The following is a 14,933-nucleotide window of genomic DNA, read 5'->3' on the forward strand; positions in this document are numbered from 1 at the left end:
TTACTACAAACATATTTTTTTGGAAATGAGGCCATCTTTTGAAACTATCTACCTTAAAATATTTTATCGAAGTTGCAACTGAAAAAAGTTTTACTCGTGCTTCCGAAAAATTATTCATTTCACAACCAACACTAAGTAGGCGTATTAACGAATTAGAAAATGAATTAGGTGTCACACTATTAATACGACAAAAATATTCTTTAAAGTTATCAGTTGAAGGCGAAAAATTTTTTATTGAAACAACGAAGATACTAGAACAAATCGATCAATTATCGCATATGTTTACCGATGAAGACCATTCTAAAAAATTAGCTACTGTTTTAAAAATAGGTGTCCTACCTAATTTCAATATACCTGGACTATATGAACGACTAGATCAATTTAAAGTAGCGCACCCAAATGTCCAATTTTTAATAAGTCCAGATACACCAATGAATCTAGCTGATGGTGTGACTACTGGCCGTTATGATTTAGTTTTTTGTTTATCTTCTTATTTCCAATCAAATACAGATGTAGAAATATCACCTTTCATGGAAAATAACTTACAGATTGCATTACCAATTAATCATCCTTTGGTTAATCATAAAAAACTAAAGTTTGCCGATTTAAAGCAGGAAACATTCATCTTATTAGAGCGAAAACAATCTCCAATAGTTGTTGATTACGTGGTTAATCAAGGAATGAAAAATGGCTTTAACTTAAGAGCCGACTATTATGTAAAAGATCTTGATGAAGGTCTTTCAACAGTCTCATTGGGTAAAGGGTTGGCCTTTTTATATTCAGGAATGAATGACGGTACCTTAGAAGAAAAATATAATATTAAAATTCTGGATTTAGAGGACATTGATCATGACCAAAATATTGTTAGTGCCTTTGATAAAAAAAATAACAATCAATTTTTAAAAGAATTATCTGCTACTTTAAAACATTAAAAAAACGCAGCCATTGGATTGTAGTCCGATAGCTGCGTTTTTTATATCATTAAGAATCCGTATAAATTAAGAATTCGAAGTCGTTTATTTCAACTTAATTAATGTCTAATTTTTTAAGAAAACTGTTACGGCAGCGGCAATCACAATCATGACTAAACCAATAGCAATGACTAACCACTCTTTACCCGTTTTCTTAGTGCGCATAACGATAATTCCTGAAATTGTTGCACCGACAATTGAAACTTGTGAAAGGACGAATCCAGTTGCCAATCCAAGCATTGCAGGTTGAGCTGAAACAAGGTAGCCTAATGCTGCCATTGCAAAGAAGAAACCTGAAAAAATTTGTTTATACGTAACACTTTGTGTAAAAATATTATTATTGTTTTTTGATACTTCGTATATTCCAAGAACTAACCCAAAGGCTGCCATTCCCATTGCTTGCGCTAGGAACATATGCATACCGTCAGTTCCTTTAGTATATTGTGGCAAGATTCCATATAATGAGTAACCCACTTGGGCGATTAATAACACGCCAACTGCTTTTGTAAGTAATTCTTTATTACCGGCTGATTTTTTTTCTTGGTAAGTCGTTAAGTAAGCACCAATCAAAATAATAACAACGGCTACAAATCCATAAGTTTTTGATGAAACGGGACCCCAGTTACCAAGCATTAGAACTCCCCATACAACATTCGCTGTAATTTGGAAAGCGGTTGAAATTGGCATTGCTTTTGCGGATCCTAAGGCGTTACCTTCTTGATCTTTCATACCAAAGGCCATAATTGTTAAGACATTACCGAAGGCCCAGGCAGCACCTGACAAGAATGCTAACCAGAAGTTAGAGCCATGTAACATTGGCATTCCTGTAACTAATGAGAGAACAATTGCGACAATCAAAGTTCCCCATGTTGCGCCAAAAATACCTTGAACTGGTTTACCACCAAAGTATGACACTAACGTTGGATAAGCACTCCAACCAATAATTGCTAAAAGTGAAAAAAATAAGCCTAACATATTCATTATATATATCTTCCTATTCCTAAATTAATAATTTATTTAATTGCTTCGCCTTCAAAATCAACATTTGATTCCAAAACAATATTTGAAAATGGCGTAATTTCGCCCGTTCTTACTGTAGCAATATTATTATCATCACGGCTCATCGATTTTAGTTCGTCATGAGAGATAAAAATAATTTCAACGTCATCATCCAATAATGCCTTGATAGCTGTATATTGTTCAGGATTTACCGTTTTAATTTCTTCAGCTAAGAAAACCTTTTGAACTTTCATTTCAGATAATGTTGCGGCCAAGACATCAATAAATAATGGTAATCCACGTATAACTGAAAGGTCAATTTTACGACCGTCATCCTTGATTGGAAGCCCTGAATCACCAATTGTTAACCATTGGGTATGTCCAATTTCAGAAATTGCATTTGATAATTTTGTATTCAAAAGATTTGTTTTACGCATAATTTATCTCCTATTCAAAAAATATAAATTTATTTGTGAGCATCCAAAACGGCTAAAACTTCAGCTTCGGTTGGAATACTTGGTTGTGCACCGGCACGTGAAACAGTTACAGATGAGGCGGCCGATCCATAACGCATGGCTTCAGCCAAGTTATCTAAGTTAGCATGTAATCGTGTAGCTGTAGCGCCAATAAATGTGTCCCCGGCAGCAGTTGTGTCAACGGCACTAACTTTGAATGCTGGAACAATTCCTTCTTCACCATTATCGCGCATAAAGAAAGAACCTTCTGATCCAATTGTGATAATAACGGTATCAATTCCGCGTTCAAAATAGTAAGCAGCATTGTGTAACATTGAATGTTCATCAGTCACTTCAATACCAGTTAATAAGAATGTTTCATGTTCGTTAGGTGTAATAATATCAGTTAATTGTAATAGTTCTGCTGGTAATCCACCATTTTCAGGCATTGGAGCAGGATTTAAAATTGTTTTAACGCCATTTTCGCGAGCAATCTTGAATCCTTCGATAACTGCTTCCATTGGAATTTCTAATTGTGTAATCAAAAAGTCTGATTCGGCAATAGCGGCTTCATGAGCGCGGACGTCTGCAGCTGTCATATCAGCATTAGCGCCACCATAAATATGAATAATGTTATCTCCAGTTTCTGCTGAAACAGTGATATAAGCTTGTCCTGTTTCTTCAGTTTCTGAAACCATCACATGATCTGTACTCAAATTTTCGACATTCATATTTTTTGACGTATCGAATTCCTTACCAACTTTAGTAATCATGTTAGTTTTAGCACCAGAACGTGCAGCTGCAACGCCTTGATTCAAGCCTTTTCCACCCATTGCTTCAATTTGATGATTGGGTGTGTGTAAAGTCTCTCCACTAGTTGCAAAACGGGGTACAGAAATAACCTTATCAATATTAGTTGATCCTAAAACAGTAATAATTTTTGCCATTGCACTTGTCCTTCAATTCTTTAGTATATTTATCAGACCATTCTTCTTGATTCATTCGTTATAAAAAAATAGGAAGCGTCTTCAATCATTATAGTATAAATATATTTTCTATATTTAGCAAGCGCTTTCCGGTTTTCTCTTAAACCGCTCTCATTATTATAAATAAAATTAGCTATATTTTCTGACATTATTTATCGAATTAGCTTATCATCTATTCTTAAAATGTTGGAACTTCCCACATCATAATGGTAAATTAAATAGTGGTAGTTAAACTAAAAGGAGCCCATTATGTTAAAGCAAAAAAAAATTTGGTTTATTTTATTATTACTTATCCTTTCCATCGGTGCCGGGACATCATTTTTTATCGGGAAGAAAACACCCTCTGCCTCACACCAACAAAGTAACCCAATTAAAAAAAATCATCCCTCTACTCCAAAAAAAGCCATTCAGAAAAATAAGGCCCTTTCGGAAAAAAAGATTGATAGCTCACATTGGCAATCCTTTAAAGGAGAAACTGAATTTCCTATTTTAATGTATCATAGTATCTCTGTCGGAAATTCATTACGCATCCCCGAAGCCCAATTCGCACATCAAATGCAATGGCTTCAAAAAAATGGTTATTATACTTTAACGCCTGCTGAGGTCATTGAGGTTTTTAAAACCCATAAAAAGCCTGCTAATAAAATCGTTTGGATTACTTTTGATGACGGCTACAAAGATAATTACGAAAAAGCTTATCCGGCCCTAAAAAAATATCATAAAAAAGCAACTATTAACTATATTACAAATCACTTTGGGCATAAAAATAAATTAACGATGCCACAAATGAATGAAATGCGCCAATCCGGTTTAGTAACCATCGAAAGTCATACCGTTCATCATAAAGAGCTCAATCAAATGACCGATGCGCAACAGACGTTTGAATTTGTGGACTCAAAGAAATGGTTAAATGATAAATTTCATCAACAAACTTCAATTATCTGCTATCCCGTTGGCCGCTTTAACGATCAAACACCTAAGTTGGCCCAAGCCGCAGGTTATGAACTTGGTTTAACAACTTTGCCAGGCCTAGCTAATGAGAATCAAGGACTATTTACCTTACATCGTGTCCGTATTTCACCCGATTTATCAGACGTTACATATCAATATCTTTTAGAACACGGTATGTAGCAAATTTAAAAGGATTAACTCGCTGTTAATTATCAGCAGGTTAATCCTTTTTTTGATTTATTTTAATTTATTAACGCCCATTTTAATCACGATTAAATGACAGGTATTCTCTTCTTCTTAAATTTTTAATACTCATCATTACAACAAAACTCATCAGGTAGAGTAATGATAAGAAAATCATAACCGCCATTACATTGTAGTGATCCAAGATAAACCCTATTACCACGGATGAGAATCCACCAACTGCACGTCCAACATTGATAATCACGTTGTTGGCAGTTGCACGAACTTCCGTTGGGTACAAGTGACTAACAACCGCACCATACCCGGCAAACATGCCATTGGCGAAATAACCAACCAATGCACCCGCAAAAAGCATCATCATGGTATTCGTTGGTATCGTCAGAATATAGACGCTAACCGCCGAAGCTAATAAAAATATTCCGTAAGCTAATCGAGCACCTAATTTGTCTAAAACCCAGCCAAACGTTAACATTCCAGCGCTCATACCTATGATTGTTGAAATCATCCATGTTGATGATCCCGCTATAGTTAATCCCAATTGTTTTTGCATAATTGCTGGTAACCAATTCATTAATCCAAAATAGCCAGCTATCTGAACGATTGCCATGAACATTAATCCTAGTGTTTGATGTGTTAACTGACGTGTAGCGAACAAAGCCTTAAATTGACCTTTTCCATCATGTTTACTTGTTTCAAATGCCTTGCTTTCTTTCAAATGATGACGAACAAAGAATGTAATTAGTACAGGGATTAGCCCAAATAGGAACAAGGCTCGCCAACCAAATTGTGGTAATATAAATGCTGCCAAAACTGCCGCTAAAATAGCGCCACCCTGTCCTGCAACACCAACGTACGATGAAATGCGGCCCATATCTTTCTTCTTAAAACTCTCTGCTAGAATGGTCATTCCAATTCCGTATTCACCACCCGCACCAATACCTGCAAAGAACCGACAAATATAAATAGTCGTTAAATTACTGGCAAAAAACATGGCCGCAGTTGCAAATGCGAATATGAAAATCGTATAAGTGAACGTTTTAATACGCCCAAATCGATCCGCCAACATGCCAAAAATCACACCACCCATTAACATCCCTACATTAGTGATTGATGAAATCAATCCAGCCTGTGACCCATTCAAGTGAAGTTCCCCAATAATTGAAGATAGGGCGAAGGACAAGAACATGACATCCATATTCTCCAGTCCAAAGCCCGCAGTTGCTGAGGCGACAACCTTTCCTTGGTAACTAGTTAGTCGATTCTGGTGTTGCTTCACTGCCGTTGTCTGTTGCATATTCAATTCCTCCTAAAATGAGCGCTCACTGTCGCTCTTTATTTTAATCTTCTAAATCTTATCCCAAATGCATTTGTATTACAAGGTGAATCAACTTTTAAAGAGAGTTACTTTTTCATTCAAAAACTACTCATTTTGAACAAACTAAAAAGTACTTCGTTTTAAGATGCCTAGTAATGCTCTTACCTAACGAAATACTTTTTTATATTTTATAAAATTATCTTACTAATTTAAAAATGCGGTGCACACCAGATTTATTAAGAAAAGCATACTTAAAATCCACATGATTGGCGAAATATCTGTCTTTTTTGTCATTATCTTTAGTATCGGATAACTAACAAATCCAAATGATAATCCTATCGCAATACTTCCTGATAAAGGAATTAAAACGATAATCAAAAAGGCTGGGAACCACTCACTAAAATCTTGAATTTGTATATGTTGAAGTTGTTGCATCATTAAAGCACCTGTAATAATGATTACGGGTGCAATTGCCGCCTCAGGCACATACTTCAAAAATCGAACTAAGAAAATTGAACTAGCGAACAGTAGGCTAGCAACGCCCGCCACAATCCCAGTGCGACCACCACTTTCAATACCAGCGGCACTTTCAGCAGCAGCCACGGTTGGACTTGTTCCACAGATACCTGATAGAAGAGCGGTAATTGCACTACTTTGAAATGACTTTTTAAATTTATTTTTATCGGGTAAGAGTCCTTCAAGCAGCCCCATCGATTCAAAAACTAAAATCATCGTCATTGAAAAGACGGCCAACCAGAATTTTAACTGACCAATTTCTTGAAAGTCGCCCTGAAATAATAACTTACCGTATTCTTTAATTTGTGTGACATCAACTGTAGTCGCTTGCCCTTTAATCTTAAAAGCTGCTCCTACAAGACTTGTCACAATAATCCCAATAATAAAATTTCCCGGAATCTTTTTAACATATAGTATAACGGTCAACGTTAATCCAAACAGTGCTAATAACGTTGTTGGGTTCTGTAAAGAACCAAAGGCCAGTAAAGATCCATTTGATCCGGCGGTAATTAAACCTGCCTTTTCCAGCCCTAATTCAACTAAGAATAACCCTATTCCCACCGTAATTCCCGTTTTCAAAACATCCGGAATGCTTTCCGCCAAAACACGACTTAATGGTGTAAAAGCAATCACCAGATATAGAAAGCTACTAACTAAGGAAACGGCAATTGCCACTTGCCATGTAAAATGCATGCCAACAACTAATGTGTATGTGAAGAAAGCATTGACACCCATCCCAGGCGTCAAAATAATGGGAGCATTCGCCCAAACTGCCATCAACAAACAACCTAACACTGAAATAATAATTGTTGCAAAAATACTTAAATTAACGGGGATACCTGCGTCACTTAAAATAAGTGGATTAACAATCATTATATATGATATCGCAAAGAAACTTGTCACACCCGCTAAAATCTCAGTTTTAAGATCATTTTTACCAATAGTCACTTTAGTCCTTCTTTTAATCATTTCTTTTAAACCTTGTAACATCTCACTCACACCTTATTTTATAATTACCAGATAAAGAGACCAACTGTTGCTGCTGAAAGTAATGAAACTAACACACCTGATAAGAGCATAAAGCCAACATTCTTAGCAATATATTCGTTTTTCTCATGGTTAACTAACCCTTTGAACGCACCAATAATCATACCAACTGTTGAGAAGTTAGCAAATGACGTTAAGAAAACAGTTAAGACGGCTTGGTAATGAGGCGCGAGGTCTTTAACCGAATTGGTAATTTGTCCCATAACAACAAACTCATTCGTCACTAATTTCGTTCCCATGTATTGCGCAAATTGGAAAGCATCTGCTGTATTTAGTCCCATTAACCAAGCGAATGGGAACATAATAATACCTAAGATATGTTCCAAACTTAACCATGGATTTACGATACCTAATAGTTTATCTACTAAAGCTGCCAATGCAACAAAGGCGATAACATTTGCAGTAATAATCAAAACTAATTTACCTGCGCCTAAAATTGAATCTCCCAAAAATGAGAAGAATGGTTCTTTACCATTTTCGCCGGATTCAGCTGACATTGTTGCGATTGTATCTTCTTCAACTGGAACAACGACTGGATTTAAAATATTAGTAATAATAATAGCATTAATAACGTTAACCGGAATTGCAGTTAATACAAATTGTCCTGGCATAAGTTGCGTGTAGGCCCCAACAATTGAAGCGGTCACACAACTCATTGACATCATCGCCAAAGTTAAATTACGTTGTTTATTCATTTGTTTTAATTGGATTCCAGAAATAGCTAAAGCTTCTGTGTTACCTAAAAACATCATTTCAACTGCAAAGAATGATTCAAATTTAGGTTGGCCCGTTACTTTTGCCAAACCACGGCCGATCCATTTGATAATCCATGGTAAAACACCGATATACGTTAAAATATCAAATAATGGAATAATCATTAAAATGGGTAGTAACACACTCACAACAAAATCCATTTGTTTAACATGAACTAAACTTGGTAAAGCAAATGCGATACCCGTGTAAGCTACCTGTACTAACGCATTAAAACCGTTAGCCGCACCCAACACGATATCTCTACCAATTGGGAAGCCAGTTAATAACCATGAAACAATCAAATTGACGACTAACATTGTTCCAATTGAATACCATTTAATATCTTTTCGATTCTTGGAACATAAAACAGCTAATCCTACAAATAATAACAAACCAATAATATTAATAATAATAAACATGATATTGCCTCTTCCCTTAATCAGCGGAGATAGCAGTTTCTAAAGAAAGCGCTATCATTTCGTTGAATGATTTTTCTCGTTCTTCGGCCGTTGTTTCTTCACCCGTTATAATATGATTACTAATGGTCAATATTGCTAAAGCCTGTACATGATACTTAGCTGCCAACATATATAATGCTGCGGATTCCATCTCAGAACCTAAAATACCATATTCAATTAATTTATTACGATCAATTTCATCATTATAAAAACGGTCTTCCGATAAAATATTGCCAACTTTAACCGTAATTCCTTGTTGTTGTGCAGCCGTGTGCGCAGCTAACAATAGTTTAAAATCAGCAGTTGGCGCATAGTACATGCCACTTCCGAAAGTATTATTAATAATAGCTGAATCTGTACTTGCTGCTTGCGCAATGACGACATCCCTAACATGAATATCGGTTCCCATACCGCCACAAGTTCCAACACGAATTAATTTCTTAACACCATAAAATTGGATTAATTCATTTGCATAAATAGAAATTGAAGGAATTCCCATGCCCGAAGCTTGAATAGATACTCTATGTCCCTTATAACTACCAGTGTAACCAAAAGCATTGCGAACCGTATTATATTGGTGAATATCTTCCAAGAAAGTTTCAGCGATATACTTAGCTCGTAAAGGATCGCCTGGCATTAAAACAACCTCTGCGATTTCATTAGCTTGTGCTCCAATGTGCGTACTCATTAAAATCATCCTCACTTTTCAATTAGTTTAAAAACTAGTCTTTTTGAAACTCTATTTGAAACTCTATTTAATAATTTTATAAATCATTTGTGGTTTTTCAGCACGTTCAGCAATTTCAACATTGTCATAAATTAATGACTTAATGTCTTCAATATCCTCACGATTACTGTAAATAGTCATTAACGATTCGTCTTTTTCAACTTTATCGCCAATTTTTTTATGCAATTCAATACCTACTGCATAATCTAATTGATCCCCTGCTTTTTGACGACCACCACCTAACATCATGCTTGCAATACCAATCTCGTCGGCCGTTAATTTAGCTACTACTCCACTCTTTAAAGCTGGCAACTCAAATTTATACTGGGCCTGTGGCATGATTGAATAGTCTTCAATGACCGTTTCATCTCCGCCTTGTGCCTTAATCATCGCGCGGAATCGATCTAAAGCAGCTCCTGATTCAATAGCTTCTTCCAATAATTGCTTAGCTTCATCAAATTTTTCAGCTTTTCCGCCTAAAATAACCATATAACTTCCCAAAGTTAACACCAGCTCACGTAAATCTTCAGGACCTTTATTCTTCAAAATATCAATTGATTCTTCTATCTCTAACGAGTTACCAATTTTATTACCCAGAGGTTGATTCATATCAGAAATAACTGCCATACAATCCATTCCAACACTTTTTCCAATTTCAACAAGTGCTGTGGCCAAAGCTGTAGAATCTTCCAGTGTTTTCATAAATGCGCCTGACCCAGTTTTAACATCAATCACCAATGCATCCGTTCCAGATGCAATCTTTTTACTCATTATTGAGCTAGCAATCAGCGGGATCGAATCGACGGTATCTGTAACATCCCGCAAGGCATATATTTTTTTATCAGCGGGGGCGATACCACCTGTAGCACCAATAATTGCCAGTTTCTCTTTTGAAACTTGATTAATAAAGGCTTCATCACTTATCTCTATTTGGTAACCTGGAATAGCTTCTAATTTATCTAAAGTACCACCCGTATGTCCAAGGCCACGACCAGAAATCATGGGTACAGGAATTCCGACCGCCGCTACAACTGCGGCTAAAGGTAAGCTAACCTTATCGCCGACGCCACCTGTCGAATGTTTATCAACTTTAATACCGGGGATGTCTGATAGGTCTAAATGTTCGCCGGACTCCATCATTTTCATCGTTAAAGAAGCACGTTCACGATCAGTCATATCTTGAAAATATATAGACATTAGTAAAGCACTAATTTGATAATCGGGCACAGATCCATTTACAACACCGTCCACAAAAAATTGAATTTCTTCATCAGATAATTCCTTACCGTTTCTTTTTTGATCGATGACATCTACCATTCTCATTTTTTTCACGCTCCAATTTTATTTATAGTCAATTAAATTTTGCGCCAAGCTGCTACCTATGACCGCAGTATTTGCGTACCCTGCCTTTAGAACAGCGTGTACGCCTGCTGCTTTTTCAACATCAGAAGCTACCACTATTGAATGCTCTTTCTTTTTTAAGTCCTCTAATTGAATTCCGATGGTTCTGTCATCTAATTCCTGACTAACAATCTTCCCTTTTTCATCAATAAAATGGGATGCGATATCTCCTACCGCTTTAGATTCTAGTTCCTTTTTTTGTTCATCATTTAGGTAACCTAAGTGAAATAAAAGCGCATCTTTTCCAATAACACCAACAGTAAAAATGGCAATATTAGCTTGTCTTCCCAAATCCAAAATTGATTTGATAAAACGATCTTTCTCCACCATTTTTTTTGTTTCCACATTGTCAAAAATTGTTGGTAATGGTAAATACCGTGCCTGCGTGTTGAAAGCTTTAGCTAGCTCAGTAATACTTTCGTAAGCATAAGTTCTTTCGTTCTCAAAGCTCACACTACCTTTTAGTTGAACAGCCTGAACGCCTAAAACGTTTCGTTTTTCTATATGTTTCGTAACCGCATGAACCGTTTTACCCCAACCAATTCCAATAATATCTTCTGGTTTAATAATTCGTGATAAATACTCCGCCGCAAACATACCAACGCTATTTAAGGCTGTCGTTTCTCCCTTATAATTAGTCGGCACAATGCTAATTTTAGATTTATATTTATCGCTCAATTGTTGTTCCAGTTCTTTAAAATCAACAAATGGATTTTCAATTTGAATTTTTACTAATCCCATTTCTTTAGCCGTTTGCAAACTACGTGAGATGGTTGGACGAGAAAGTCCTATTTTCTTGGAAATTTCTACTTGTCCCATATTTTTTTCATAATACAAATGAGAAATTAGTAGCATTTGTTTTATTTTTTCTTCATCGTAGCTTTTCATAATTCGCTGTTTCCCCCATTGTCTGTTTCATTCATATTGATTATTCAAGATTATCTAAAAAACTAGTTCCCCTGTCCTCACCTTGAACACCAAAGTTATCCAATATTGTTGCACCAAAATCTGAGAATGTTTTTCTAGTGCCTAGATTTACGCTCTTTTTATTTTGTGGTGAGTAAACTAATAATGGCACATTTTCTCTTGTATGATCGCTACCCTTAAATGTTGGATCATTCCCGTGATCTGCAGTAATCATCAGTAAATCATCTTGTTTCATATTTTCAATAACTGTACCCAAACGTACATCAAAATCCATTAATGCCTGTCCAAACCCAATCGGATTACGTCGATGTCCGTACATAGCATCAAAATCAACTAAATTAATAAAACAAAAACCTGTAAAATCTTCTGCCATAACATGGTCAACATGGTCCATTCCGTCCATATTACTTTCATTATGATAACCCTCGTCAATCCCTTGTTTCGAGAATATATCATTAATTTTACCAACTCCGATTGTTTTAAACCCATCTTCTTGCAGGTAATCCATAACCGTTTTTCCAGTTGGTTTTAACGCAAAATCATGACGATTGGCTGTTCGAGTGAATGTGTCTTTGGTCTTCCCAATGTAAGGACGAGCAATAATACGTCCAACTGTATATTCAGGACCATTGACTAGGCTACGCGCGTATTCACAAATACGGTATAATTCTTCAACGGGAATAATTGCTTCATTTGCTGCAATTTGAATGACAGAGTCGCCCGACGTATAAACGATTAAATCGCCAGTTTCTAATTGGTGCTCACCCAATTCTTCAATAATCTTAGTTCCCGATTCAGGACGATTACCCACAATATTACGACCAGAAAATTCTGTTAGTTTATCAAGTAATTCTTGTGGAAACCCATTTGGAAAGAAGCTTAGTTTTTGAACAACAGGTAATTCCATCATTTCCCAATGTCCGTCCATACTGTCTTTTCCAACTGATATTTCTTTCATTTTTCCAAAACTAGCCAAAGGCTCTTCTTCGGCAGCAACGCCTTCGATAGTGTTCTCACGAATGTTTGAAATACCTAACTTTTGGAGATTAGGTATTTTCAGCATACCTTTGTAAGCTTCACCGACATGTCCTAATGTATCAGACCCTTCATCGCCGAAATTTTTTGCATCATCTGCAGCACCCGTCCCGACAGAATCAAGAACGAGTCCAAAAATACGTTTATATTTCATTTTTTCCACCCTATTCTAGAATTTTCTTAGTTGCACTAACGCCCAATCGACTTGCTCCTGCCTCAATCATTGCAATTGCTTCCTCGCGACTATGAATACCACCGGAAGCTTTCACGCCTAATCGATCACCGACTGTTTTACGCATCAGACTCACATCTTCTACTTTGGCACCAGAAGCGCTGAATCCCGTAGATGTCTTAACGTAGTCTGCATGGCTTTTTTCAGATAATTCACAAGCTCTAACAATTTGTTCATCATTTAAAAATGATGTTTCAATAATAACTTTTAATAATTTACCCGATTTATGAACTTCTTGTACAACCGCACTGATATCGGATTCAACTGCTTCATTGTTTCCACCAATTAATTCGCCAATATTAATGACCATATCAATTTCTTTTGCGCCATCTTCAATGGCAGTTTTTGTTTCTGCCACCTTTGACTGTGTACTTGTTGCTCCTAATGGGAATCCGACAACAACACATGTGTTAACATCCGTTCCTGCCAATTTTTCTGTAACCAATGATGCCCAATGCGCATTAACGCAGACAGATGCCGTATTATATTGACGTGCCTCCGCACAAATCGTTTCAATATCCATTTTCGTTGCATCCGGATTTAATTTAGTATGATCTAAGTATTTTGCTAGTTCCCCTGTTGTAATTTTCATTTTGTGTATCTCCTTTCGTCTTTACAAGTCAAATGATAGCGCTTACTTTTACAAATGTAAATAGTTTTTTGTAAATTTTGTAAACTTAATATTTATTATTCCCTCTATTTATCGTTATAATTAAACAAAAAAACGACTGCCTGAGGCAGTCGTTTTTAAGATTATGCTATCGTTTGGTCTTGCTTAAACAAGGTTGGATAAATTCTAATCAGTGATTTCATATTAGTGTATTCTTTCAATTTCATGTTACCTAGAGAAACAATCCCACTTTTACCATCATAAGACATTAATACGGTGGGCTCGAAGCCTCTCTCCATACCATGTGCCGTTACACGTGAGTCATTATGATATAATCCGCCACAGTAAGTTGTCTGACCCTCTGGTCTATTCAATTCTCTAACCATTGTCATCGGAACTATGTTCCCTTTTAAATATTGGCTCAATACTTTGAAAAGGTCTTTACTCGACATAAATAAATTGCCGGTCCCTTTTTCATAATTATACTGGGCCATCGTCATCTCAGATATTTCCTTATAGTTATCCTTAGTCTTTGATTTATAACCGACTGCCCGTTCTTCATTATTAACAATATCTTGTTGAAAATCGGTATGTGCCAACCCTAACGGTTGTTTAATAACTTCTTTAAAGTAGTCTTCGTAAGATTTACCCGTTAATTTTTCAATTACAAAGGTTAGCAATAAGTAATTAACGGGTGCATATTTGTAGGTCCCTACACTAGTCATTTTCATATTGTTGATTATATATTCATATAATTTTTGCCCGCTTAGATTTTTCCCTTTAGGCGCCACCTGAGGACCATACCCAGATACCATTTGAAGCATTGATCTTAAAGTTACATTTTTCGCATTTGGTACATCAGGTAAGAAATTACTCAACGGTTCATCCAAGTTGTGTTTTGTCTGTAGTAACGCCTGTCCTAATAGGATAGCCGTCATTACTTTTTGAATAGAAGCGATACTATACATAGAATCTTTACCATTTAGCATTTTTTTACTAGCGTTGGCATAGCCTAAACCAGTATCAGTAAATTCTTCATTGTCTTTAACCCCATAAAACGATCCAACAAAATTAGTTTGTTTCATTTTCTTTTGAAAATCATTATTAAGAACTTGAAGGTCCTTATCTAATTTTTTTGATGTTTCATTTGTTTTTTTTGCGGCGTTTATTTCGGTATTTGATTTTGCAATAACTGATTCTTTCCAAAGACTTTCTTTATTGAGCATCATTGGCCTATAAATAACTAGAAGCCCTATCCCCATAACTATCAGGCCTAAAATAACACCGGCCAGAAATACATTCATATTTTTTTTCATATTAATTGTAAAATCCCTCTTTATTTAATT

At 36.0% G+C, this 14,933-nt stretch carries 14 protein-coding genes; 2 read left to right on the forward strand and 12 right to left on the reverse strand.

Translation table 11 applies throughout. From position 1 onward, the window contains the following. Positions 1-38: 38 nt before the first annotated feature. Positions 39-932: a LysR family transcriptional regulator gene (locus N0K73_RS00940; protein ID WP_112250973.1), complete on the forward strand. Its 894-nt coding sequence runs from the start codon at positions 39-41 to the stop codon at positions 930-932. Between the two features lie 105 nt (positions 933-1,037). On the opposite strand, the gene N0K73_RS00945 is transcribed toward N0K73_RS00940, so the two are convergent. From N0K73_RS00945 to rbsK, 3 genes are read right to left on the reverse strand one after another with little or no spacing between them, the layout of a single operon-like run. After that, a complete protein-coding gene (locus tag N0K73_RS00945) occupies positions 1,038-1,952 on the reverse strand; it encodes a GRP family sugar transporter (RefSeq protein ID WP_112250975.1) in 915 nt (304 codons plus the stop codon). A gap of 32 nt (positions 1,953-1,984) precedes the next feature. After that, the gene (rbsD, locus tag N0K73_RS00950) at positions 1,985-2,407 is read right to left on the reverse strand and encodes a D-ribose pyranase (RefSeq protein WP_057974681.1); all 423 of its coding nucleotides are present in this window, start codon (positions 2,405-2,407) and stop codon (positions 1,985-1,987) included. A 29-nt stretch (positions 2,408-2,436) separates the two neighbouring features. Then, positions 2,437-3,372: a ribokinase gene (rbsK, locus tag N0K73_RS00955; protein WP_057974680.1), complete on the reverse strand. Its 936-nt coding sequence runs from the start codon at positions 3,370-3,372 to the stop codon at positions 2,437-2,439. A gap of 288 nt (positions 3,373-3,660) precedes the next feature. On the opposite strand from rbsK, the gene N0K73_RS00960 reads away from it, so the two are divergent. Further along, positions 3,661-4,542, forward strand: a complete 882-nt coding sequence (locus tag N0K73_RS00960; protein ID WP_146302274.1) for a polysaccharide deacetylase family protein — start codon at positions 3,661-3,663, stop codon at positions 4,540-4,542. A gap of 82 nt (positions 4,543-4,624) precedes the next feature. Here the strand turns inward: N0K73_RS00960 and N0K73_RS00965 are convergent, their stop codons facing one another. The 9 genes from N0K73_RS00965 to N0K73_RS01005 all read right to left on the reverse strand — a co-directional run bounded on the left by N0K73_RS00965 (position 4,625) and on the right by N0K73_RS01005 (position 14,903). Continuing rightward, entirely contained in the window at positions 4,625-5,860 is a 1,236-nt protein-coding gene (locus N0K73_RS00965) for an MFS transporter (protein ID WP_112250986.1), read from the reverse strand. A 225-nt stretch (positions 5,861-6,085) separates the two neighbouring features. Next, entirely contained in the window at positions 6,086-7,387 is a 1,302-nt protein-coding gene (locus tag N0K73_RS00970; protein WP_112250988.1) for an NCS2 family permease, read from the reverse strand. 23 nt (positions 7,388-7,410) lie between these two features. Continuing rightward, the gene (locus N0K73_RS00975) at positions 7,411-8,616 is read right to left on the reverse strand and encodes a NupC/NupG family nucleoside CNT transporter (protein WP_112250990.1); all 1,206 of its coding nucleotides are present in this window, start codon (positions 8,614-8,616) and stop codon (positions 7,411-7,413) included. Positions 8,617-8,632: 16 nt separating this feature from the next. Continuing rightward, positions 8,633-9,343 carry a purine-nucleoside phosphorylase gene (deoD, locus tag N0K73_RS00980; protein WP_057974677.1) on the reverse strand — a complete coding sequence of 237 codons (711 nt, stop codon included), beginning with the start codon at positions 9,341-9,343 and terminating at the stop codon, positions 8,633-8,635. Positions 9,344-9,406: 63 nt separating this feature from the next. Next, positions 9,407-10,705, reverse strand: a complete 1,299-nt coding sequence (locus tag N0K73_RS00985) for a pyrimidine-nucleoside phosphorylase (protein ID WP_057974676.1) — start codon at positions 10,703-10,705, stop codon at positions 9,407-9,409. 18 nt (positions 10,706-10,723) lie between these two features. Beyond that, positions 10,724-11,674: a sugar-binding transcriptional regulator gene (locus tag N0K73_RS00990; protein ID WP_112250992.1), complete on the reverse strand. Its 951-nt coding sequence runs from the start codon at positions 11,672-11,674 to the stop codon at positions 10,724-10,726. Positions 11,675-11,711: 37 nt separating this feature from the next. Next, positions 11,712-12,899 carry a phosphopentomutase gene (locus N0K73_RS00995; protein ID WP_112250995.1) on the reverse strand — a complete coding sequence of 396 codons (1,188 nt, stop codon included), beginning with the start codon at positions 12,897-12,899 and terminating at the stop codon, positions 11,712-11,714. A gap of 10 nt (positions 12,900-12,909) precedes the next feature. Next, on the reverse strand, positions 12,910-13,569 hold the full coding sequence (gene deoC, locus N0K73_RS01000) for a deoxyribose-phosphate aldolase (RefSeq protein ID WP_112250997.1): 660 nt from the start codon (positions 13,567-13,569) through the stop codon (positions 12,910-12,912). Between the two features lie 161 nt (positions 13,570-13,730). Further along, the gene (locus N0K73_RS01005; protein ID WP_112250999.1) at positions 13,731-14,903 is read right to left on the reverse strand and encodes a serine hydrolase domain-containing protein; all 1,173 of its coding nucleotides are present in this window, start codon (positions 14,901-14,903) and stop codon (positions 13,731-13,733) included. Between the last annotated feature and the right edge of the window lie 30 nt (positions 14,904-14,933).

It is taken from the genome of Dellaglioa algida (assembly GCF_030127605.1).
Lineage (GTDB): Bacteria > Bacillota > Bacilli > Lactobacillales > Lactobacillaceae > Dellaglioa > Dellaglioa algida.

Excerpts from the sequence above, each read along its gene's own strand:
- N0K73_RS00970 (WP_112250988.1), bottom strand. The coding sequence starts at position 7,387 with ATGTTACAAGGTTTAAAAGAAATGATTAAAAGAAGGACTAAAGTGACT.
- N0K73_RS00995 (WP_112250995.1), bottom strand. The coding sequence starts at position 12,899 with ATGAAATATAAACGTATTTTTGGACTCGTTCTTGATTCTGTCGGGACG.
- N0K73_RS01005 (WP_112250999.1), bottom strand. The coding sequence starts at position 14,903 with ATGAAAAAAAATATGAATGTATTTCTGGCCGGTGTTATTTTAGGCCTG.
- N0K73_RS00945 (WP_112250975.1), bottom strand. The coding sequence starts at position 1,952 with ATGAATATGTTAGGCTTATTTTTTTCACTTTTAGCAATTATTGGTTGG.
- deoC (WP_112250997.1), bottom strand. The coding sequence starts at position 13,569 with ATGAAAATTACAACAGGGGAACTAGCAAAATACTTAGATCATACTAAA.
- N0K73_RS00965 (WP_112250986.1), bottom strand. The coding sequence starts at position 5,860 with ATGCAACAGACAACGGCAGTGAAGCAACACCAGAATCGACTAACTAGT.
- rbsK (WP_057974680.1), bottom strand. The coding sequence starts at position 3,372 with ATGGCAAAAATTATTACTGTTTTAGGATCAACTAATATTGATAAGGTT.
- rbsD (WP_057974681.1), bottom strand. The coding sequence starts at position 2,407 with ATGCGTAAAACAAATCTTTTGAATACAAAATTATCAAATGCAATTTCT.
- deoD (WP_057974677.1), bottom strand. The coding sequence starts at position 9,343 with ATGAGTACGCACATTGGAGCACAAGCTAATGAAATCGCAGAGGTTGTT.
- N0K73_RS00960 (WP_146302274.1), top strand. The coding sequence starts at position 3,661 with ATGTTAAAGCAAAAAAAAATTTGGTTTATTTTATTATTACTTATCCTT.
- N0K73_RS00975 (WP_112250990.1), bottom strand. The coding sequence starts at position 8,616 with ATGTTTATTATTATTAATATTATTGGTTTGTTATTATTTGTAGGATTA.
- N0K73_RS00985 (WP_057974676.1), bottom strand. The coding sequence starts at position 10,705 with ATGAGAATGGTAGATGTCATCGATCAAAAAAGAAACGGTAAGGAATTA.